Raw genomic sequence first — 21,922 nt, forward strand, 5'->3', positions numbered from 1 at the left:
AAGGCTTAGCTCTGGTTCTCCACCCCAAAAAACTCGATGCGGTAGCTCTGGATGCGGGTGCCGGTTTGCCGCTCTACCTGGGCCAGCAGCTCCGGCGGCAGCTCCACATCTACGTCCAAAATGCGGTTGCTGTCCAGGCAGTTGACATGGCTGTGAGGATGGGTACGATTGCCGTAGCGACGCCCATCGGCGCGATCCAGGCACTCGATAATGTTGTGGCTGGCCAGGGCCTCCAGATTTTGATAGACGGATGTGTGGCCAATGGGCTTGCCCTGCCGATTGAGGCGATCATAGATCTCTCGAGCGGAAAGGTGCTCGCCGCATTGCCACAGCAGTTCCAAAATATAACGACGCTGCCGGCTGAGGCGCAGATTGCACTCTCGGCATCGCTCCAAAGCAGCTTCCAAAGAGTCTACAGGGCGAGGCATGGGCAAACCTCAAGTCATACCGAGTCTGAGATAGCCAGTTGCTCATTTATACTAGTCTAACATTTGCAAGTCGAAGTTTCTGAAGATTTGTTGCAAAATCTCCACTGGCGTAGACCTCTCTAAGCAGTGTGCAGAAGAAGTGGGGTCAATTATTGACGATATCCCTTCTACAATACCGCTGGGGTGTTGAGGAGAAGCAGGATGCGGCGGCGCCAAATGATCTTGGGCTTGTTGGGACTAGCCGGCAGCAGTGGATTGGGGGGGGCCTATTGGGCTAGTCGGCAGCGTCCTACTTCGGTACCTCTGTCCGCAGTGGTGGGATCCCCCCCTACCCCTCGGCCTACGCCCACGGTTGTCCCCCATCCAGAAGCTCCCCGGGGCCTCTACATCCCAGCCCGCCGCGATCTTCGCCTGTTGGTCATCAGCGATATGAACGGCATCTACGGCTCGGTGGACTACGACCCAGAGGTGGATCGGGCTATCCGCCTCATCCCCTACTTCCAGCCGGATATCGTCTTGGGAGGAGGGGACATGGTGGCCGGGCAGGATCCCCGCCTCTCGGAAGAGCGCATTCGCGCCATGTGGGCAGCCTTCGACCGGCATGTGGCCGGCCCGCTGCGAGCCGCCAAACTCCCCTACGGCTTCACGCTGGGCAATCACGATGCTTCCTGTGCCCGCACCACGCGGGGCGGTTTTCTCTTCCAAAAAGAACGGGATTTGGCCCGTGAGTTTTGGAACGACCCGGCCCACGATCCGGGCTTGAACTTTGTGGATCGAGGCGACTTTCCCTTCTACTACACCTTTGAAAAAGACGGGGTATTTTACTTAGTCTGGGACGCCACCTGCAACTACATCCCGCCGGAACAGATGGCCTGGGCGGAAGCAGCACTGGCCAGCGAACGGGCTCAGAAGGCCAAGTTGCGCATCGTTATCGGCCACCTACCCCTCTATGCGATTACCGTCGGGCGCGACGATCCAGGAGAGGTGTTGCTGGAGGCCGATGCCAAGCGGGCCCTGCTGGAGAAGTACCGCGTCCACACCTACATCAGCGGCCACGACCACGGCTACTACCCTGGCCACAAGGGGCAACTGCAACTGCTCCATTGCGGCATTCTTGGCTCCGGCCCCCGCCCCCTCCTGAATAGCCCCCTGCCCCCCCGCAAGACCCTCACCCTTATCGACGTGGATTTCAACACTTCGGAGGTTACCTACTACACCACCTACCACATGCGGGATCTGAGCGTGATCGACCAAGCCGAGCTGCCCCGCTTCATCACCGGGCACAATGGCTTGGTGCTGCGCCGCGACGTCAATTGGGACAACCTCACCCCCGAAGAAATCGCCACCTGCCAAGCTCGTATTGGATCCCTGTGTCGGGATTAACTCTGTCGATTCCATGGAGGGAAACGCTGCCGAGCCGATGCGTTGTCTTACTTTTCCCCCACCATCCCATCCATCAGTCCAATCAATCAAGAGTTGGGGCGCACAACTCCTGCTACTTTAGTTAAGAGTTGATTACAGATGGTCTCGTTGCTGGTCGAGGTAAAAGGGGATCTGCTGGATAAGCAGGTGTGGGAGCGGTTCCACGCTCTCTCTGACCCGCTCCGTCTACGCGTGCTGCAACTGCTGCAGGGGCGCGAGTTGTGTGTTTGCGAGCTCTGCGAAAAGCTACAGGTTAGCCAGTCTAAGCTTTCATTTCACTTGAAAACTCTGCGAGATGCCAAGCTGGTTAACGCTCGCCAGCAGGGGCGCTGGATTTACTACAGCCTTAACCCACCCGGTTTTCAGCTCTTGCAGCATTTTTTGGATAGCTTGGGACAGGCTGGCCCCCCCAAAGCCGCGGTTCCCTGTGCCGAAGATCCCTGAGAAGATCCCTAGGTGTTGGGCGCGGCAACCCAAAATACCCCCGGAAAAACTGTTGGATCCCGCCATACTGAAGGTGGGCCAACAGAAGCGCATCTCTATTTCTCTCCTGGCAGCCCCAGGGATCCCGTTGGCTTCACTCGCTGCGCCATCTCCCAAAGTCCGTCAAAATTCCCTGACACCGGCCATTGGGCTCTTTGTTAGGATCGATACAACAAAAGTGGGGACGGCATGACACGCGACCCGAGAGAGGAGTTGAAACGCATCCACCGGGCACACCTGCGGAATCGCCTCAAAGAGCGGGTGAAACGCGCCCAGTCGGATCCATCTTTGCTGGCACGAGAAGCTTTTGAGTTGGGTTTCTCGCTTCCCGCTTTACTCGAGCAACCCAAACTCAATTCCCCTGCCAAGCAACCTCAAGATGGCAGCAACGATCACGGAAGAATTTCTCCCCGGCGACTCTCAGAGCAGTTAGCCTAGGCGATGATTTGGAATCGTGCCTTCTCCTTAAAAGGAGGGAAACAGCTTCCCCGTGGTGGTACCCTGAGTTTGGGACTCAAGAGAGGGAGCCTGGTCGAGCACCCCAAATTGGGACTGAGCTTTGTGGGCGGAAGTTCTGGTGGAAAACTCAGCCTGCATTGTTGAGCAAGCGGAAAAAAGATTAACGCAAACAGCGAAAAAAGAAGATGTGCGGTTTCTCGGCTTTTGTTCGTGGAGGTGTTATGCCTGAAGTGGACAAAGCCGTCCTAAAGGACAAGGGTTCAGACCCAGGAGGTTTTGATGATGAGCACCGCCGAAGCCCTTAAAATTCTCAGCCTTCCGCCGGATGCAAGCGAGCGGCAGATCCGGGGGCGATTGTTTCAGGAATACCAAACTCTCGGCACTGCTCTCGCAGAACTGGAGGATGAGCGACAAAGGCCCTTGCTAGAGGCGCAACTGGCGCGGCTGAATGAGGCGCGGGATGTGCTGCTGGGCGGGGGATCCCAGGTAGAGAGAGGGTTATCTTGGGTTAGCCCGGAAGACTTGCCTTCCCAGGTGATCGTGCTGCTCTACCAAGCCAATGGGCAGGAGGGGATCTGCACGCGCCAGGTTGGTGGTCAAGATATTGTTATTGCTTTTGAGAGCTCGTTTGCGGCCAGAAAATATGCCCAGAGGCTGGCTCAACAGGGACTGCCTAAGCCTGTAGCAGAACGTTTTGACACGCAGGAGATCGTCGATTTTTGTCGCGAAGGGGGCTACGGATTGATGGTGGTTCCGGCCAACGAGATGCTGGAGCCTCTGGAGGAGAGCACGGAAACCGCGCGGGATTGGCAGAGCAAATCCTAACGGCCTGGACTTCAGCCAGATTGCGTTGCGAGGGTCTTCGATGATCACTGCCGAACCGATCTCTGCAGAGGAGTTTCGCCAGATCATGGATGCGGATCTGGAGGCTTGCTGTGAAGCATTTGGCCTGAGGGAGGGGTACCTGCGTCTGCAACAACAACAACTGCGCTTCTGGATTATGCTGGCCCTTTGCCTGTTGGTGGTTGCTCTGGTGATCTTCTCGGCGATGCGGGATCCCGGCTATTGGCTGCTGTACGCGGTGGCCGTCCTGTTGCTGGGGGTGGTTTTGCTGGGGCTGCTCTGGGCCATCCTGGAGTTGCGGCAAAACCTGCGTCGCATTCGTCAGCGTTGGCAGGAGGCCCATCTCCTCAACAGCCCGCCCAAGATCATGGAGTTCGCCAGCGACCTGGCCCGCAAGGTGAAGGAGTACAACCGCTGGGTGCAGGAGCTGCAACAATCGCTGGAAAGAGGGCAGTATTGGCGCGATTTTCGCCAACTGAACGAGGCAGAGCAGAAGTACGTCCAGTCCCTCTTTTTGCAGGTGCGAGCCCAGTTGATCACGGCTTTGCAGATGTGCAGAGCCTTGATCGAAGACCCGCGGGTTTCCGTAGAGCAGTACTTTAACCAGATGGTTGCCCGGGATCAGCAACTGCTGGAGCAATTTATCGCCAAAAACTTGACTGCCAACCGCTACGTAACCATGGCCCGCGAGCTATCTGCCCTGGAAGCAGATTTGCAAAGCCGGCTCAGAGTCCTGGGATCCCGGTGATAGTCTGGTGGGTCGATGTTCGGCAGCTCGTTTATGAGAAGCAGAGGCACTGCAACGCTGTACATCCTGCTGGGGCTGGGCCTGCTGGGGTGCGGGGATCCCAACGTGCCGCTGACCCAGCCGCCCCCTGATGCTTTCCGGGTCAGCACCCCGCGCCCCCCGCGCTTGGATCTGTACCCCACCCCACCACCAACGCCCACCCCTACTCCCACACCGCCCCCCGGCTTGCTGGAGCTCACGGCCCGTTGGCTGGGGATCCCTTGGCCGCCGCAACGGCGAGAGACCAGCCCGGTGAGGTTGAGCGCCCGTTTCCTCGAGATCCCACTGCCGCCCAAGCCTCGCCCCTCACCCCAACCTTCCCCTAGCCCGGAAGCAGAGGAGAGAAAGCAGCAAGGCCGCGAGACCTAGTCCACACCGCTGGCCTCTGGGGATCTAGGCGCCCACAGTCACCGGCTCCGTCTCTCGCACCCGCATCTTTTCGCAGGGGATGATGTCTGTCAGGATAGAGCTGGCCATCATGCCCGTGTGGATCTCCAGTTTGGCTCCCGGCACTGCCTCAAACAGCAGCCGCTGCCCTGGGAAGACCACCCGCTCAAAGTACCAGTTTTCGATATTTGTGATGCGAACCACCTGAACGGAGCTGGTCGCATTGATGTAGCTACAGGTTATTCGCTCTGTTTGTTTTTTGGCGGGGATTGCATCAAGTGTTTGCATAATTAGATCACCAGCCCACTCTGCTCAGCCTAGCATCTACCCTAACACCGCCTGGGGATCGCTGCGGTAGTCTGCGATACGGCGATCCCAACCAGCAGAAATTAATCCTGGAAAAGCAATTTCTGTATTTTATCTTACCGTTTTGATTTTTTCAGAATGGCTCCTCAACTCAGGACGGACTTGGATTGAGATTTCTTCCTGCGGCGAGGCAATTTCTCACAGAAAATCTCCACAGAGTAGTAATCAAGATTACATTTTGAGTCCCCTTGGAGTTTGGGGATCAGGGCTCGTGGACGCTCGCTCCGGTCGTCGGTTTTTGCGGCGACTGGCGGGGATCCCAGTTCAGGCCCTCCACCCGCAGCTCCAGCGCCCCCGACTGGCGCACCGGATTGTATTGCAAGCTAAATCCATAGGTGCGGCGGTCGTAACCCAGGCGGTAGGTGATGTCCACCTGCTGGCCTGACTGCAGATCCACCGTCGTCTCTGCCCCTACCCGCAACGGACCATACAGTTGCTGTAAAAAGCCCAAAACAAGCTGCTCCCGCGTGGTGATGCGGTCGAACAAAAACGGCGAGGCTCCGGCCAAAAAACCGTTGGAGTAGGTCACCCTCAGGTTGGTGTAGTCGAAGGTATCGGCCACAAAAGCCCCGATTACCGCATCGATGCCGATGCTGCCGGCAGTATAGCTTTGGACACGGCCATTGGAGTAGAGTGACTGGCTGCTGCTGACGCCGGTGTTGAGCCAGATTCCCTGTTCGATGGGCAAAGCGGAAAAGCGGGGCGGCGGATCCGACGCCGTCTTAGGGGGTCGCCAGAGGGGAAAAGAACGAGTTAGGGCTGCCCCCAGTTGCAGTCGAGCGAGCTGAATGCGGTCGGTGGTCTTGGCCAAGGCCAGATCGGGATCGGTGTCGATGTCGCCGAGTTGCCCGAGGGCGTCGATGTAGTCGGCGGCTATGCGGTAGCTGAAATCCAAACCGGTGTTGCCGAGGCGGAGGGTGGGCGAGCTGTAGCTAGCACCAAGGCGATTCTCCACAATCTGAAACCCCAGCCGCCCGCTGAAAAAACGCTCCTGATACGCATAGGTGTAGGTGACTTGGCCGCCGTTGCCGGTGGTAACGCGGTGTTCGACCTGAGCCCGCAAGCGCCGGGCAAATTCCTCGAAGACGATCCCGCGCAGCTCGGCAAACAGCGAGGTTTGGGCATTGGCTTCCGGTTGCCGCCAACGAAAATCAGCCCGCAGCCCGATCCCATCGCGGATCCCTTGGTCGCTGCCCCAAAGGCGTTGCGGATACAGTTGCGGGGAGAGCACCAGGCTGAGATGGGGATCCTGCAGCAGCTCGAAGTTGGCCTGCAGGATCAGGCCGCGCCGCAGCTCTTCCCGGTCGAAGTCATCGTAGAAAAGGCTGACCGGAGGCTGACGGTTCAATGAGTCAAAGCGCAGCCGAATGGGCAGGGGCAGAAACAAGACCTGGTCGAAAACCAGTTGGCCAGCTTCGGCAATCAACAGGCTGGAACCATCCGCCTGCAAGGTAGAGGTCGCCCGCGGGCTGCGGATCTCCAGCTCCGGCGGATCCAGCGGGTCATTGGTCAGCCGCACCTGCTCTCCTTCCCAGTTGTTGGCATCGAAGCGGATGCGGGCAGCGCGAAAGCGCACCAGCCGCTGCGGCGAGAGGGCCGCCGCCGGGGATCCGGCAGCTTGCAACTGGCCGATATCCACCTGGCCGAAGGCTTCTTCCAACACTCCTCGCTCTTGCTCAAAGTCGTATTCCAGCCGGGATCCCTGGATGCGCTGCTGATCCAACTCGATGGAAACGTTGCCCTCGGCCACGGCTCGCCGCTGTTGCAGCTCGATGCGCAAGCGATCTGCCCGCAGCACAGAGCGGCCCAGACGCATCTCCACGTTGCCCTCGGCCAGGAAAACCTGCGCCCGCTGGTCAAAGGTTTGGCGGTTCGAGCGCAGCCGTAACGTGCGCTCCGCAAGGGCGTCAGTCGTATCCCCCGGCGGAGCGGCTGCCACCCGGCCTTTCTGGGCTGAGGCAGGAGCAGCCGTTGCCAGACCAAACACCCCCAAGCAAAGCCAGAGCCACCAAAACCCTTTCATATTCCCCTAAACCTGGCACAAAACTTCAGCCCAAGCCCCTAGGCTGGCTCAGCCCGTTGTCGGCGGGGGCGGGTTGAGGGCGCGGTTGAGCTTGCCGCTGCGGTAGCCCTCCAAATCGAGACTGACGTAGAGATAACCAAAAGATTGCAGGGCCTTGACCAGCGCTGCCAGATCGGTTTTTTGCACAAATTCCACGATTTGATGAGGGAGCAGTTCGATGCGGGCAGTATCTTTCTCGGAGCGCACGCGCACTTGCTGCCAGCCCAAGCTGCGCAGATAGCGCTCTGCCAATCCCACCCGCCGCAGCTTCTCGGCGGTGATTGCCTCGCCATAGGGAAAGCGGGAGCTGAGGCAGGGCTGGGCCGGCTTGTCCCACCAGGGCAGGCCCAGGTGGCGAGACAGTTGCCGCACCTCCAGCTTGCTCATCCCCACCTCCGCCAAGGGAGAACGCACGCCTCGCTCTCGGGCCGCCTGCGCTCCCGGTCGATAGTCGGCCAGATCGTCGGCGTTGAGGCCATCTGCCACGTGGTCGTATCCCTGAGTTTTAGCCACCTGACGCAGGGTGTCGTGCAAGTGGCTTTTGCAGAAGTAGCAGCGGTTGGCGGGGTTGGCGGCGTAGCGGGGATCCTGCAGCTCCTGGGTCTCGACGATCTGGTGGCGAATGCCGATGTATTGGGCTTGCCGGATGGCCTCCTCCAGATCTTCGGGCAACAGCGCCGGGGAAGCGGCAGTGACGGCCAGGGCCCGCTCCCCCACCTGATCCCAGGCCAGTTTGGCCACCAGGCTGCTATCGACCCCGCCTGAGTAGGCCACCAAGACCCGCCCCATCTCGGCGAAGATTTGGACAAGCTGGTGGAACTTGCCTTGCAGGACGGGATCCAGCTCCAGCAGAGGGTCGGCAGTGGGGTTTGGGGCTATGTTCATAAGGCCAGCAATTCGGTAAGTCGGGGCCAAGGGGACGCCGTCCTGGCCCGGCGGAGGAGAACCTGGGGCGGTTTTCCCTTCCTATTGTTTCTCAGAGTTTCCCGACTTTCCAACGCTTCCTTCCCAAGTGAGGTGCGGGATCCCCCCACAAGCGGGCAACCTGTCTCTAGGCCAGCAGCCCGCCGACGCGGTAGGCTGGATGGCAGTGAGTCCCTTGCTTTGTTGCCGCAATCGACGCTTCTCTCCTCTTGCCGTCATGGCTCTGCAACTCGAACCTGCCAGCCCGCCAGAAGTGGCCGTCTATCAGCCCTATTACGCCGTTGCCCGCCGACAGTACTTAGCCCTGGCGGTGGGCCTCTACAAAAGAGGCAACCTGGAGGGGCAAAGGGCTATTGAGGGGGCGGATCCCGTCCGCTTCTTGGCCAGTTGGCACATGTCCCCGCTACCTTCAGATTTAACGGTGGTTCAGGTGATCTTCGCTCAAGATGCCGAGCTCACCTATCAGCTTTCCATTGCCAACTACGAGTTTGTGGACTATCTCATCGATGTGGTGACCCTGATGCAGCGGGGGCAGCCGCCGGATTTCTCCACCGCCTTTTACAAAAAGCTGATGCGCTATGAAGATTGACCGTTCGCGCCAGCAGGACGCAGTCCTTGGTTGCTTAGCCGCCATCACCCTCTACGACACCACGCTGCGGGATGGGGCGCAGCGGGAGGGGCTGTCGCTGTCGGTGCAAGACAAGATCCAGATCGCCAAGCTGCTGGATCGGCTGGGGATCCCGTTTATCGAGGGGGGCTGGCCGGGGGCCAATCCCAAGGATGTGCAGTTTTTCTGGCAACTGCGGGAAGAGCCTCTGGAGCAGGCGGAGCTGGTGGCCTTTTGCTCCACCCGCAAGCCGGGGCGGCGGGCGGCTGACGACCCCCTGCTGCAGGCCATCTTGGCGGCGGGCACCCGCTACGTGACGGTGTTCGGCAAGTCCTGGGATCTGCATGTGACTGAGGGGCTGGGCACCACCTTGGCCGAAAACCTGGCCATGATCCGGGATACCATCGCCTATTTGCGCTCCCAGGGGCGACGGGTGATCTACGATGCTGAGCACTGGTTTGACGCCTATCGCCATAACTCCGACTACGCCCTGCAAACCCTCGTGGCGGCGGCAGAAGCGGGGGCGGAGTGGCTGGTTCTCTGCGATACCAACGGCGGATCCCTGCCCCCCGAGATTGCCGCCATCACCGCAGCCGTCTTGGCCGAGTCCCATCACCTGGGGCATTTGCCCCTGGGGATCCACACCCACAACGATTCCGGCACTGCTGTGGCCAATGCCCTGGCGGCAGTCCAGGCGGGGGCGCGCATGGTGCAAGGCACCATCAACGGCTATGGGGAGCGCTGTGGCAACGCCGACCTGTGCAGCGTCATCCCCAACCTGCAACTAAAGCTGGGCTACCGCTGTCTGCCGGAAGGGAAGCTGCAACACCTGACGGAGATCTCCCGCGCCATCAGCGAGGTGGTCAACCTGGCTCCGGATGACCATGCCCCCTTTGTGGGCCGGTCGGCCTTTGCCCACAAGGGCGGGATCCACGTTAGCGCCGTCCAGAAAAACCCCCTCACCTACGAGCACATTGCCCCGGAGCAGGTGGGCAACTGCCGGCGCATCGTGGTTTCGGAACAAGCGGGGCTGAGCAATATCCTCAGCAAAGTGGCCGGCTTCGGGATCCGGCTGGACAAGTCAGATCCCCAAGCCCGCTTGATCCTAGAGCGGTTGAAGACCCTGGAGCTGCAGGGCTATCAGTTTGAGGCGGCTGAGGCCAGCTTTGAGCTGCTGGTGCGGGAGCTGTTAGGTCAGCGCTTGCATCCATTTGAGGTGCTTAGCTTTAATGTCAGCACCACTACCCGCTCCGACTGGAGCAGCAAAGACTGGGATCCCAGTGGTGAGGCGGGGGATGTGCAGTCCTTGGCGGCGGTGAAGATTGCGGTGCAAGGGCAGACGCGGGTAACGGCAGCGGAAGGCAATGGGCCGGTGGCAGCTTTGGATGGGGCGCTGCGCAAAGCCTTGCTGGAGTTCTACCCCCAACTGGAAGGGATTCACCTGGCCGACTACAAAGTGCGCATCTTGGATGGGCGGGCCGGCACCTCGGCGAAAACGCGGGTGCTGGTGGAGTTCAGCGATGGCCACCGCCGCTGGACCACGGTGGGAGTTTCCACCAACATCATCGAAGCCTCCTGCCGGGCCTTGGTGGAAGGCTTAGAGTATAGTCTCTTGACAGCACCTTGCCTTTCCCCAGCCTCTGCCCAGATGGCCTCGCCTTGAAGGGGGATCTTCAACCATCTCCCCTCTCCCTCTGGGAGAGGGGCTGGGGGTGAGGGCTGGGAGAGGGGCCGGGGGTGAGAGGCTGGCTCCAACTTGTGTGAAATCGTACAGCTCCCATGAGAATCATCGGCTTGACGGGCGGCATAGCCACCGGTAAATCCACAGTGGCCCGCATCTTGGAACGGCACGGGATCCCGGTGGCCGATGCGGATCAGATGGCCCGCCAGGCCTTGGCGGTGGGATCCCCCATCCGCGAGCGGGTGCTGCAGCGCTATGGCCAGGCCATCCGGGATCCCTCTGGAGAGCTGGATCGCCGCCAGTTAGGGCAGATTATCTTTGCCGATGCCGCCGAGCGGGCCTGGCTAGAAGCCCAGATCCACCCGTTTGTCAAAGCGCGGCTGCGGGAGTTTCTCCAGTCTCACGGAGCCTCTGCGCCGCCTGAGGAAGGGGTTGCAAATCCTCAAAAGGACGGCCCTCCCACCGTTTGCCTGATGATCCCGCTGCTGTTTGAGGCCCACATGGAAAACTGGGTCAGCGAGATCTGGGTGGTGACCTGTACCCCTGAGCAGCAGCGGCAGCGCCTGGCTCAGCGGGATCCCCTCCTGACACCGGCAGAAATTGAAGCTCGCCTGGCCAGCCAGTGGCCCCTGGAGGAAAAGGCCCGTCGCGCCCATGTAGTGCTGGACAATTCCGGATCCCTGGCGGAGCTGGAAGCCCAGGTGCAACAAGCGCTGGCTTCCCAGAAACCCCTGGCCTCGCCCCAGCAGGCTGGATAGAGTAGCGGATGGGGATGGTGGGTTGAGGAAGAGTCGATGCAAGAAACGATTTGCGGCGGCGAGCCTGTTGGCGATAGCAGGGCAGAGTCCTGGTGGGTGCAAGCGCTGGCGGCGCGGGAGCAGGAGATTCAGGCTTTGCGGGAGCGCAACCGCCTGCTGCAAAGCCAGATCGATCTTTTGGAGCTGCGCCAAGAAAAGCAACACCGACAGATTCGCAGCTATGAGGCCGAGATCGAGCAGCTCTACCAAGAAAAGCAGGTGTTGGAGCAGATGCTCCAAGAGCTGCCGGAGCTCTACCGGCGCAAGCTGCAGGCCCGCCTGCAGCCCATCCGCGAGCGCATCGCCGCCATTCAAGCAGAAAATCGCCAGCTCAAGAGGGAGCTGTACCAGCTCAGCTACCGCCTGCAGCACATAGATCAACTGGATGCCCCCCGCTGGAAGGTGCAATTGCCGCAGATGCCGCCCCTGCGCCGCCGGGATCCCAAGGCTTTGCTTGCCCAGGAAGCAGCATCTTCTTCAAGACTCGGTGTTGCTCCTGAGGGACACAGGGAGAAGCCAGAATAGGGGGAGCCCCCCTGGGATCGCCTCAGCATCGAGGGGTTGCGGCGGGGGCGCGCTTGCAAGGACTCCGTCCCGCTATTGCGACTGGAGATCTCCAAAAAATGGCCGCTGCCGGCAAGTACGAACCCCTTCATTTGAAATACCGCCCGCAGCGCTTTGCCGATGTGGTGGGCCAAGGGGCGGTGGTACAGACTTTGACCAATGCCATCCGGCAAAACCGGGTGGCGCCGGCCTACTTGTTCTGTGGGCCGCGCGGCACGGGCAAGACCTCCAGCGCCCGCATTTTGGCTAAGTCCCTAAATTGCGAGCAGGGGCCGACGCCGGATCCCTGTCAGGTGTGCAGCCAGTGCCGCGCCATCACCGCCGGCTCTTCTTTGGATGTGATTGAAATCGACGCCGCCAGCAATACCGGTGTGGACAACATCCGCGAGCTGATCGAGCGGGCCCAGTTTGCGCCGGTGAATAGCCGCTACAAGGTCTATGTCATCGACGAGTGCCACATGCTCAGCAATGCCGCCTTCAACGCTTTGCTGAAGACCCTAGAAGAGCCGCCCCCCCGCGTGGTGTTTGTGCTGGCCACCACCGACCCTCAGCGGGTTCTGCCCACCATCGTTTCCCGCTGTCAGCGCTTTGACTTTCGCCGCATTCCCCTCGACGACATGGTGGCCCACCTGGGCAAGATTGCCGCCCAGGAAGGGATCCCCATCACGGCAGAAGCCTTGCAGCTGGTGGCCCAACTGGCCCAGGGAGGGCTGCGGGACGCCGAGCGCCTGTTGGATCAGCTCAGCTTGCTGGAGGGATCCATCACCCCAGAAGCCGTGTGGGACTTGGTGGGCGGGATTCCGGAGCGGCAGCTTTTGGAGTTGACCGATGCCCTGCTGGCTCAGGATGTGCAAGCAGTGCTGGCCCAGACGCGGCAATTGCTGGAGCGGGGCAGAGAGCCGCTGGTGCTGCTGCAGAGCCTGGTGGCCTTTTACCGGGATCTGCTGCTGGCCAAGACGGCACCACAACAGCGACAGTTGGCGGCCGTAACGGATCCCACTTGGGCAGCCCTGCAGCAGCGGGCCCCTCGCTACTCGGTGGAGATGCTGCTGGCGGCCCAGAGCCATCTGCGCCAGTGCGAGCCGCAAATTCGCCAGGGCGGCCAGCCCCAGCTTTGGTTGGAAATTGCCCTGCTGGATCTGCTGGGCCAGCTTCGCCAGGGTGCCGTCCCGCTGCCATCGACAGAGGCCAAAGGCGGAAAGCCGCTCCCCGTTGCCGACCTATCCCCTGCTCTCTCTCCTGAAGCTGTTGTCGGCCCGTCTTCTGCTAGGGGCAGCAGCAAGCCGGAGGTCTTGAAGAACCTCGATGGGAACGTTGCCCCCGCTGTCGTAGGAGAAAAGCAGCAGGCTGCAGCAGCGGTTGAAAAGCTCCCAACCCCTGCCTCTCGAGCAACGGGGGACTCCACACCGCCACCGACAGCAGGGCCAAGCCGAGGGGAGACTTCCCCGGAAAAAGCGCAAGATCCCGCCGCTTCCTCCGCCAGGCTCTTGCGGCCCCGGTGGGAGGAGTTCCTCAAGGGCCTTTCCCCAATTACCAAAGCCCTGCTGGGATCCGGGCATTTGCAGCAAGAGACTCTGGAAGAGATTACCCTTGCCTTTCCCAGCAAAGGCTTGGTGGACAAGGTGCGCAGCAAAGAAGCCGAACTGCGGTCGGTACTCCACCATCTGTTGCAGCGCCCTGTGCAGCTCAACTTGGTTGTGCAGCGCTCCGGCAGGCCGGAGGTTTCCAATCGCACCGGCGAAACCAAGTCCAAGAGCTCCGCCCCGCTGCCGCCCACAGCATTTCTCCCCCCCGATCCCGTTGCCGCGCCAGGGTTGCCAAGCGATAACACCAGCAGCCCTGCTTCCTCAACGGAGCCCATCCCGCCAAGTACCGGGCACCATCCCCCCTCTGACCCACCTTCGCCAGAGCCTGAGCGCAACGATCCCGTGGGGGGCGCTCAGGTGAACGGCTCAGCAACCAGCATTGCTTCTCTAGGTTATGCAGAGCACCGTCGGCAGTCCTATGAACTAACCCATGAGCTGGCGGAGATTGCCCGCCGTTTTGCCGACCATTTCAACGGCAGCCTGGTGGACTTGGAGGGGGTGTTGGGATCCGCGGCAGGGCTCTCCTCAATGGAGACTTTAGAAGCCGAGGGATCCCTCGACCTGCTCTCCGGTGAGATCTACGACCCGCCGACACCGGCAGAAGGGTCTGCTGCAGAGTTTCCCAATGCAGCAGCAAAGCCGTCTTTTCCGCTTGTCGATCGCCAAGCAGAAAGGGAATCCTTAAAGGAGGAGCTGCCTTTTTAAGGGCTATCTTAAGCTTGGTGAAGCGAGCCCCCCTCTGCCCATGTTGATCTTCCCCATCTCCCCGTTGATTCGCTACGCTTTGCAGGCCTTGTACTGGGGATTGAGCCTGCCCCTGCCCATCTTGCTGTCCCGGCAACAGGCAACACCGCTTGAGCTGGGATCCCTTTGGGCAACTCTGCTGCTGGGATGGGGAGTAGTCCTGGGATCCCTGAGCCAGCAGATCCAGTTGGATGAAAAGGGCATGCAGGCCACCTACCCAGGCTGGGTGCCACCTTTTGTTCGGCAGGAGTGGCAGATCCGGTGGGCTGATGTGGAACGCATTGAGCCCCGCTCCACCAGCCAAGGCGGTATGGTGTACTACTTAGTCACCCAAGCTGGGGAGCGCGTGCTTTTGCCGATGCGGGTGGCCGGGTTCCAGCGTCTGTTGGCCGAGGTTCAACGTCACACCCAACTGGAGATCGGCGGGCTGCGCCCTTACGTTCAGCCTTGGATGTACGGGCTGCTCGGATGCTTGGCTCTGCTTTTGTTGCTCTGGGATGGGATGGTCGCTGTCTGGGTCTGGGCAAATTCGACAGGAGCCTAGCACAACCCCCAGCTTTTAGTGGAAGGTCAGTTCAAGTGTGCTCAGAGCAGTTGCACTCCTCCCATCCCCGCCAGGACTTGCCCATGTCTGGGATCCCGATTGCCCCTTTTGTAGGCTCTGCCCCCCCTTTGGAGAGGCTGAGCCTTGAGCAGGTCAACCTGTCTGCTTCCGCCTTGGCGCTCCTGGATCATTGTCCTCGCCTGTTTCGCTATGTGTACCTGGAGCGGTTGATCTGGCCTGCTGCCAATGCTTCTGAGCACGAACTGGAGCAGAGGCGCGGGCGGCAGTTTCACCGCTTGGTCGAGTGGCACAGCCGCGGTCGGCAGGTGGAGCCCCGCTTATCTGCTTTGGATGAGACAGTACGCCAGTGGTGGCAGGTGTTCTTGGCCAGTCCCCACGCTCATCCGCAGGGGCGGGTGTTGGCGGAATTGCCCCTCTGGCAGCGGATCGAGGGGTTTAAGCTGATGGCCCGCCTGGATCGGCTGGTGATTACCCCGGGATCCCTGCACATTGTCGATTGGAAGACGGAGCGGCAGCGCCCCCCCGATGAACAGTTGGCCCAGGACTGGCAGGTGCGCCTCTACCCCCTGCTGCTGTGTGGGGTGGCCGATCAACTGCCCCTGGAAGTCCCCTTCCAGCCGGAGCAGGTGCAACTGACCCTTTGGTATGTGCAACACCCGCAGCAGCCCTTCTACCGCCGCTACAGCGCCGCCGCTTACGAGCGGGATCTGGCCCACCTCAAAGCCACCCTGCACCACCTGCGCCAACTGGAGGCGCAAAACTTTCCCATGACCCCCCACACCGAACGCTGTGGCAGTTGCCTGTTTTGCTCCCGCTGCCACGGGCTAATGCCCCAAGGGATCCCTTCCCAAGACCTCACCGCTTGGGTCTGGCCCATGCAAGAGCCTACGCCGCCTGCGGAGACAGATTGGGAGAACGGTGTTCCGGCTTGAACCCATTCCAGACAAGTTCGACCAACCCAAGCGCTCCGCGCCGCCGACGCGACCACCCCCAGGCCCCTCACCCCCGGCCCCTCTCCCAGAGGGAGAGGGGTGGGAACATAGCAAGGAGCAGCTTCACTGCTATTGGAAATGGCCGTAGATGCAAAAGCACTCAGAGCAAGGCAGGTCGGGGCAGAATCGGTTTTGGCAACAGCCCATGCACACCTTTCACGGGAGTGTTTACCACCTGCGTGATGTGAAAGTGGCGTAGCGACACTATCTTTCATCCATCCTGTCTTGAAAAGCTGCAGACAGGGATCCCCATTTGCAAGGCTGAGTGTAGAACTTGCGCCCATGGCGCAAGAGACAGCTGCAATTTTCCCGGAGACTTGCATACTGGGTTAAAGGATGTTGTCGGCGCTGCCAACTGTGACTGCGGGTGTCCTCTCCACCACCGTCCGGGATCCCGACTGGGATGTGGAGCTCAAGGGGCTCCGCAAGCGCTTTGGCGACTTTGTGGCCCTCGACGGCATCGACTTGCAGATTCGGCGGGGCGAGTTTTTTGGCCTATTGGGCCCTTCCGGCTGCGGCAAGACCACCCTGCTGCGCATCATCGCCGGCCTGGAGATGGCTGACCTCGGGGAAGTGGTGATCCGGGGGCGCCCGGTGGGCCACCTGCCCGCCCACAAGCGCAACGTCAACACCGTGTTTCAGAGCTACGCCCTTTTCCCCTTCCTGACCGTGGAGGAAAACGTCGCCTTTGGCCTGCGCAGGCGGGGGGTGCGAGGGGAGGCCCTGCACAAGCGGGTGGCCGCCGCCTTGGAGTTGGTGGAGATCGGGGATCTGGCCAAGCGCAAGCCCCAGGAGCTCTCCGGGGGGCAGCAGCAGCGGGTGGCCCTGGCCCGCGCCTTGGTCAATGAGCCAGAGGTGCTGCTATTGGATGAGCCGCTCTCGGCGTTGGATGCCAAGTTGCGCAAGCAGCTTCAGGTGCAGTTGTGCGAGCTGCAGCGGCGGCTGGGCATGACGTTCATTTTTGTTACCCACGACCAGGAGGAGGCGTTGGTTACCAGCGACCGGGTGGCGGTGATGCGGGCCGGACGCATTGAGCAAGTCGGCCCCATTGACGAGGTGTACGAGCGGCCGGCAACCGCCTTTGTGGCGGACTTTTTGGGGGCCAGCAACCTCATCGAAGGGATCGCCTGTGGCACCGACTGCGTGGATACGCCCCTAGGCAAGCTCAAGGTGCCCGGGATCCAGCCCAACTTGGAGCCGGTGCAGTTGGCCATCCGCCCAGAAAAGATTCAGCTTTCCCGTAGCGGCTGGGATCTGCTGCCCAACCAAGTGCCGGTGCGGGTGGAAAACCTCATCTACACCGGGGCGGAGAACCAGTACTTGCTGCAGACGGCCAATGGACAGCAGCTCAAGGCCACCGCCCTCAACACGGATATTGAGGAGGCGGGGTTTGAGATCGGCGAGGCGCTGGTGGCCCACCTGCCCCCCAAGAGCCTGGTGCGCCTGCGGCCGGATCCCCGGCAGGAGGATCCCCCATGCTGAGATGGCCAGGGATCCCTTCTTCTGGCCAGCGTGCCCAGGTGCGCGCCGGGGAATTGCTCTCCCCCTGGCAGGAGCTGCTGCGCAGCCTCATCTTTGCCGGGCCGGGGGTGCTATGGGTGGTGCTGTTTTTGGTGCTGCCGGGAGTGTTGCTGCTGGTTTGCAGCTTTCTCAGCCGCGGCCAGTTTGGCGAGGTGGGACTGCCTCTGACGCTGGCCAACTACCTGCGCATTCTCGGCTACGGCCCCCTGGGCTGGACGCCCATCTACTGGCAGATCTTGGGCCGCAGCCTGCTGGTGGCGGCCGTCACCACCTTCTTTTGTGTGCTCCTGGCCTATCCCCTGGCTTTCTTTATTGTCGCCCACCCGCCCCGACAGCGGGATCTATTGCTGACGCTGGTGGTGGTGCCGTTTTGGACGAACCTGGTGATTCGCACCTACGCCTGGATGGTGGTGTTGGCGCCAGAAGGGTGGCTGGCCCGCCTGGCCGCCTGGCTGGGCTGGATCCCGCCCCAGACGGCTCTCTACCCCAGTTGGCTGGCCGTGTACCTGGGCATGGTCTACACCTTTTTGCCTTACATGGCCTTGCCCCTGTACACAGCAGTGGAGCGCATCGACTGGCGCCTGGCGGAGGCGGCGCGGGATCTCTACGCCAACGGCTGGCAGGTCTTCTGGTGGGTGCTTTTTCCCCAAACGCTGCCGGGGCTGGCGGCGGGCTTGATTTTGGTGGCCATCCCAGCGCTGGGTATGTTCGTGGTACCGGACTTGCTAGGGGGCAGCAAAACCTTGTTGATCGGCAATGTCATCCAGATGCAGTTTGGCGCCAGCCTGGACTACCCCTTTGGAGCGGCCCTTAGCTTTTTGGTTACCGGCCTGAGCCTGGGCTTGCTCTATGCCTACAGCCGCTATGCTGGCAGCCGCGGCCTAGAAGAGTTGATCTGAGGCATTGCCATGAGCTTTCAGCAGGGCGGCCAGTTGCTTGCGCATCAGGATCCCGGGTTTGTCGGTAAACATATGCTGCTCGGCGCTGAGGTCGAGAGGGACATCGGGATCCGTAGTTTCCAGAATGGCCCTGTCTTCCAAAGTTACAGCCCGGTCGAAGCGGACTACCTCTGAGGCTGGAGCATCCGCTTCCGTGTCGTTGCGCAGGCAAAACTGCACCACTTGCGAGGCCCGGTCGTTGATGGGGGTGGGGATGTTGACGATAACATGGCTGCGGCCATTGGGGTAGCGGATGTGAAGGTGGTTGGTGAAGGGCAGGTACCAGGTGGAAGTGGTGGTGCGCTCGGTTTTGGCAAGGGGAATGCCCAGGTTTTTTTGTTGCAGCTCTGGGTTGGCCACACCGACCACCAGGCGGGTACGGATGCCGTAGTCCAGCTCCTCGATCTCGAGATGACTGGGTACCAGGTTGTCTAGGCTGCCAAAGGTGTTTTGATGCACAAAGCTGAAGTGGGCAGCATCGAACTCGTTCTCGCAGATGCGCAAACTGGCGCATTCCCAACGTTCGTAAAACTCGTGGATGAGCCGGTAGCTGGGATCCTCTGCCTCTGGAATGACCGGGATGTCTCGCAGGGGTTGAGGATCCAAACAAACCCAGGCATAGCCGTAACGGGCCTGGCAGAGATAGGCGGGAATGCGGTAGCCCTCCGGAATGCGCGCGCGAGCCGGCAACTGCGGCACCTTGACGCAGGCACCTGTGCCATCAAACTCCCAGCCGTGGTAGGGGCAGCGAATGTGGCCATCGCAGACAATCCCCTTGGAGAGTTGGGCCGAACGATGACAGCAGCGGTCGGCAGCAGCTTGGGGCTGCCCGGCTTGATCCAACCAGAGGACGATCTTTTCTCCCAGCAGCTCAAAGGGTTGCGGGGCTCCCTGCTTCAGTAGGCTGAGGGGCATCACCGGGTACCAAAAGCGCCGAAAGACAGGATGCTGAGTAACCAACATGGCTGAAAATCCCCAGGGTGGGTGTGGGATCCTGGCTAGCAAATTGGCCGATTGGGTTCCGTAGCCTCTGCCACAATCCCGTTTGCGGATCCCCCAGCCGAAAAGAGGGAGTTGGGGTTGCTACCAAGCCTCTTCCCCAGGGATCCCGCTGCTCCGGGAAAATTAACTCTCGGGACTTCTGGTAGCTTGAGAATACCGGCTTTGCGTTCAACTCGAGGGATCCCTTGACCCAAACTCTGCCTTCTCAGGCTTCTGCCCAGCCCAAGTTCTCTGCCGTGTCTTCCCCCCCGGCTACTTGGGATGTGATTGTCATCGGCGCTGGGATCGGCGGGCTAGTGGCGGCCACCCAGTTGGCGGCCAAAGGCTACCAGGTGTTGGTGCTGGAAAAATACCTCATCCCTGGTGGCAGCGCTGGCTACTTTGAGCGCCCGGATCCCAACGGCAACGGGATCTACCGCTTTGATGTCGGGGCTTCCATGATCTTTGGCCTGGGCTCTCAAGGCACCACCAACTTGCTCACCCGCGCCCTGGCTGCTGTGGGCCAGTCTTTGGAATCCATCCCCGACCCGGTGCAGATTGCCTACCACCTGCCCCAGGGGCTTAGCCCGCGTGTGCACCGGGACTACGAGCAGTTTTTGCAGGAGCTAGCCAGCTATTTCCCTCAAGAAGCGGGCAGCATCCGCCGCTTCTACGACAGCTTCTGGCCCATTTTCAACAGCCTCAACGCCATGGAGCTCCTCTCTTTGGAGGAGTGGGGCTATCTCTGGCGCTCTTTGGTCGGCCACCCCCGCGCCTGCCTGACCTTGGCCCGCTACTTGCCGGTGAATGTGGGCCAGGTGGCACGGCGCCACCTACGGGATCCGGCGCTGCGGCGCTTTGTGGATATGGAGTGCTACTGCTGGTCGGTGGTGCCGGCAGATCGCACGCCCATGATCAATGCCGGCATGGTGTTTTGTGATCGCCACTACGGCGGCGTCAACTACCCCAAGGGAGGGGTGGGGCAGATTGCCCAGAAGTTGGCCCAAGGCCTAGAGGCCTGTGGGGGGCAAATCCGCTACGGGGCGCCGGTGCGGCGGATTTTGGAAGAACGGGGCCGCGCCGTGGGCGTTGAGCTCTCCAGGGGAGAAAAGCTCTTTGCCCGCAAGATCATCTCCAATGCCACCCGCTGGGATACCTTTGAGCGCCTCTGGCCGGGATCCCTGCCGGCGGCGGAGCGGCGCTGGCAGAGCCGCTACCAACAGTCTCCCAGCTTCTTGAGCCTGCACCTGGGGGTGCGGGCTGAGGCTCTGGTTGGCGAGCGCTACTGTCACCACATTCTTCTAGAAGATTGGCAAGACCTGGAGGCGGAGCAGGGCACGATCTTCGTCTCCATCCCCACCCTCTTGGATCCGGAGCTGGCCCCGCCGGGCCGCCACATCGTCCACGCTTTTACCCCCAGTTGGATGCAGACCTGGCAGGGCTTAGGCCCGGAGCAGTACCGGCAGCAAAAACAAGCGGCAGCCAAACGCCTTATCCGCCGCCTGGAGGCCCTCTGGCCAGAGCTGGGATCCCACATCGAGCTGCTGGAGGTGGGCACTCCCCGCACCCACCGCCGCTTCTTGGGCCGCGTCGACGGCACCTACGGCCCCATCCCTCGCGGCACTCCCTGGGGCCTCTTGGGCATGCCCTTCAACCGCACCGCCATTCCCAACCTCTACTGCGTGGGCGATAGCACCTTCCCCGGTCAAGGCCTCAACGCCGTCGCCTTCTCCGGGTTTGCCTGCGCCCACCGGGTAGATGTAGACCTTTCCAATTCCTAAGGAAAATCATCGGAATTGCACAGCACTGACCACAAACTTAGCCACGTGCTCAACGCCTTACGGCAATCAAAGGAAAATCATCAAAAGTTCTGTGGCCATGTCTATCTCGCCAGGTATCCATGCGCTTTCTTGAGGGTTTTGTGCTCAACGCCTTACGGCAATCAAAGGAAAATCATCAGCAGCGTGGCCGCAAGATCTACAAGCTCGGCACAGTGCTCAACGCCTTACGGCAATCAAAGGAAAATCATCAGCGAGTACCACATCATGCACTAGATGACAATAGAGTGCTCAACGCCTTACGGCAATCAAAGGAAAATCATCGACTGGGACTCGAACACCCGTCCCAAGATAAACTGGTGCTCAACGCCTTACGGCAATTAAAGGAAAATCATTCAGGGATGTTTTGGGGCCTTAGCCTCAAGACTGAGGTGCTCAACGCCTTACGGCAATCAAAGGAAAATCATGCACAGCCACTGCCACATGTGGCACAGCCACTGCCAGTGCTCAACGCCTTACGGCAATCAAAGGAAAATCATGTACGCCGACTTGCGCTACCTGGTACCGGTGACCGACAAGTGCTCAACGCCTTACGGCAATCAAAGGAAAATCATCCACGATGAACTGCAACCAATCGGGTCGGGCTGACGTGCTCAACGCCTTACGGCAATCAAAGGAAAATCATTTGCAACCGTCCGCAAGGGGCTGGACGAGAGGGAGGTGCTCAACGCCTTACGGCAATCAAAGGAAAATCATGGCGCGAGTCAGTGCCCAGAGACGGCTACGGATGTCCGTGCTCAACGCCTTACGGCAATCAAAGGAAAATCATGTCTATGGCCACCATCAACGATGCTGCAGCAAATCGTGCTCAACGCCTTACGGCAATCAAAGGAAAATCATTTGGGATGGCCATGCTATCGCGCCCAACTCTGCGATGTGCTCAACGCCTTACGGCAATCAAAGGAAAATCATAGCCAGTCAGGTCTTGCCGTCCACCCATCACCACG

Annotated in this window: 20 protein-coding genes and 1 CRISPR repeat array (1 of these 21 running past the window's edge); of the genes, 15 read left to right on the forward strand and 5 right to left on the reverse strand. The window is 60.7% G+C overall.

Annotated elements, in window-relative coordinates; all coding sequences use genetic code 11:
* Positions 1–5 precede the first annotated feature (5 nt).
* The gene (locus NW851_RS03730) at positions 6–428 is read right to left on the reverse strand and encodes a Fur family transcriptional regulator (protein WP_414332551.1); all 423 of its coding nucleotides are present in this window, start codon (positions 426–428) and stop codon (positions 6–8) included.
* 201 nt (positions 429–629) lie between these two features.
* Between NW851_RS03730 and NW851_RS03735 the strand changes: the two genes are divergently transcribed.
* From NW851_RS03735 to NW851_RS03755, 5 genes are all read left to right on the forward strand, one after another.
* Positions 630–1,811: a metallophosphoesterase family protein gene (locus NW851_RS03735; RefSeq protein ID WP_414337090.1), complete on the forward strand. Its 1,182-nt coding sequence runs from the start codon at positions 630–632 to the stop codon at positions 1,809–1,811.
* Between the two features lie 138 nt (positions 1,812–1,949).
* Positions 1,950–2,294 (forward strand): ArsR/SmtB family transcription factor, encoded by a 345-nt coding sequence (locus NW851_RS03740; RefSeq protein ID WP_414332555.1) that lies wholly within the window; start codon positions 1,950–1,952, stop codon positions 2,292–2,294.
* Between the two features lie 777 nt (positions 2,295–3,071).
* Positions 3,072–3,617: a DUF3110 domain-containing protein gene (locus NW851_RS03745; RefSeq protein WP_414332557.1), complete on the forward strand. Its 546-nt coding sequence runs from the start codon at positions 3,072–3,074 to the stop codon at positions 3,615–3,617.
* 40 nt (positions 3,618–3,657) lie between these two features.
* Positions 3,658–4,383, forward strand: coding sequence for a hypothetical protein (locus NW851_RS03750; protein WP_414332559.1), 726 nt, complete (start codon positions 3,658–3,660; stop codon positions 4,381–4,383).
* Between the two features lie 33 nt (positions 4,384–4,416).
* Positions 4,417–4,791: a hypothetical protein gene (locus NW851_RS03755; protein WP_414332561.1), complete on the forward strand. Its 375-nt coding sequence runs from the start codon at positions 4,417–4,419 to the stop codon at positions 4,789–4,791.
* 24 nt (positions 4,792–4,815) lie between these two features.
* Here NW851_RS03755 and NW851_RS03760 read toward each other — a convergent pair whose 3' ends face one another.
* The 3 genes from NW851_RS03760 to larE all read right to left on the reverse strand — a co-directional run bounded on the left by NW851_RS03760 (position 4,816) and on the right by larE (position 8,122).
* Positions 4,816–5,097 (reverse strand): DUF1830 domain-containing protein, encoded by a 282-nt coding sequence (locus tag NW851_RS03760; protein WP_414337091.1) that lies wholly within the window; start codon positions 5,095–5,097, stop codon positions 4,816–4,818.
* Between the two features lie 280 nt (positions 5,098–5,377).
* Positions 5,378–7,198, reverse strand: a complete 1,821-nt coding sequence (locus NW851_RS03765; RefSeq protein WP_414337092.1) for a DUF3769 domain-containing protein — start codon at positions 7,196–7,198, stop codon at positions 5,378–5,380.
* A gap of 48 nt (positions 7,199–7,246) precedes the next feature.
* Entirely contained in the window at positions 7,247–8,122 is an 876-nt protein-coding gene (larE, locus tag NW851_RS03770; RefSeq protein ID WP_414332567.1) for an ATP-dependent sacrificial sulfur transferase LarE, read from the reverse strand.
* A gap of 256 nt (positions 8,123–8,378) precedes the next feature.
* Between larE and ebsA the strand changes: the two genes are divergently transcribed.
* The 9 genes from ebsA (at position 8,379) to NW851_RS03815 (ending at position 18,117) form a co-directional block, all read left to right on the forward strand.
* Positions 8,379–8,750: a type IV pilus biogenesis protein EbsA gene (gene ebsA / locus NW851_RS03775; RefSeq protein WP_414332569.1), complete on the forward strand. Its 372-nt coding sequence runs from the start codon at positions 8,379–8,381 to the stop codon at positions 8,748–8,750.
* The gene (gene cimA / locus NW851_RS03780; RefSeq protein ID WP_414332571.1) at positions 8,740–10,431 is read left to right on the forward strand and encodes a citramalate synthase; all 1,692 of its coding nucleotides are present in this window, start codon (positions 8,740–8,742) and stop codon (positions 10,429–10,431) included. Before ebsA ends, cimA begins: the two co-directional genes overlap by 11 nt.
* A 116-nt stretch (positions 10,432–10,547) precedes the next feature.
* On the forward strand, positions 10,548–11,207 hold the full coding sequence (gene coaE / locus NW851_RS03785) for a dephospho-CoA kinase (RefSeq protein ID WP_414337093.1): 660 nt from the start codon (positions 10,548–10,550) through the stop codon (positions 11,205–11,207).
* 36 nt (positions 11,208–11,243) lie between these two features.
* Positions 11,244–11,771 (forward strand): hypothetical protein, encoded by a 528-nt coding sequence (locus NW851_RS03790; RefSeq protein ID WP_414335938.1) that lies wholly within the window; start codon positions 11,244–11,246, stop codon positions 11,769–11,771.
* 98 nt (positions 11,772–11,869) lie between these two features.
* Positions 11,870–14,101, forward strand: a complete 2,232-nt coding sequence (locus tag NW851_RS03795; protein WP_414337094.1) for a DNA polymerase III subunit gamma/tau — start codon at positions 11,870–11,872, stop codon at positions 14,099–14,101.
* A 40-nt stretch (positions 14,102–14,141) separates the two neighbouring features.
* Entirely contained in the window at positions 14,142–14,684 is a 543-nt protein-coding gene (locus tag NW851_RS03800) for a hypothetical protein (protein ID WP_414335941.1), read from the forward strand.
* 50 nt (positions 14,685–14,734) lie between these two features.
* Entirely contained in the window at positions 14,735–15,637 is a 903-nt protein-coding gene (locus NW851_RS03805; RefSeq protein ID WP_414337095.1) for a PD-(D/E)XK nuclease family protein, read from the forward strand.
* 417 nt (positions 15,638–16,054) lie between these two features.
* Complete coding sequence (locus NW851_RS03810) at positions 16,055–17,179, forward strand: ABC transporter ATP-binding protein (protein ID WP_414337096.1); 1,125 nt, start codon at positions 16,055–16,057, stop codon at positions 17,177–17,179.
* Positions 17,173–18,117, forward strand: a complete 945-nt coding sequence (locus NW851_RS03815) for an ABC transporter permease (protein ID WP_414335931.1) — start codon at positions 17,173–17,175, stop codon at positions 18,115–18,117. The genes NW851_RS03810 and NW851_RS03815 overlap by 7 nt, the downstream gene beginning before the upstream one ends.
* Here the strand turns inward: NW851_RS03815 and NW851_RS03820 are convergent.
* Entirely contained in the window at positions 18,100–19,119 is a 1,020-nt protein-coding gene (locus NW851_RS03820) for a Rieske 2Fe-2S domain-containing protein (RefSeq protein ID WP_414337097.1), read from the reverse strand. The two genes, NW851_RS03815 and NW851_RS03820, sit on opposite strands and share 18 nt — an antisense overlap.
* 275 nt (positions 19,120–19,394) lie before the next feature.
* Between NW851_RS03820 and crtH the strand changes: the two genes are divergently transcribed.
* On the forward strand, positions 19,395–20,918 hold the full coding sequence (gene crtH, locus NW851_RS03825) for a carotenoid isomerase (RefSeq protein WP_414337121.1): 1,524 nt from the start codon (positions 19,395–19,397) through the stop codon (positions 20,916–20,918).
* 45 nt (positions 20,919–20,963) lie between these two features.
* Positions 20,964–21,922: a CRISPR direct-repeat array (repeat unit 36 nt; unit sequence GTGCTCAACGCCTTACGGCAATCAAAGGAAAATCAT); it runs 1,066 nt beyond the window's last position.

The organism is Synechococcus sp. H55.7, from assembly GCF_047462395.1.
Lineage (GTDB): Bacteria > Cyanobacteriota > Cyanobacteriia > Thermostichales > Thermostichaceae > Thermostichus.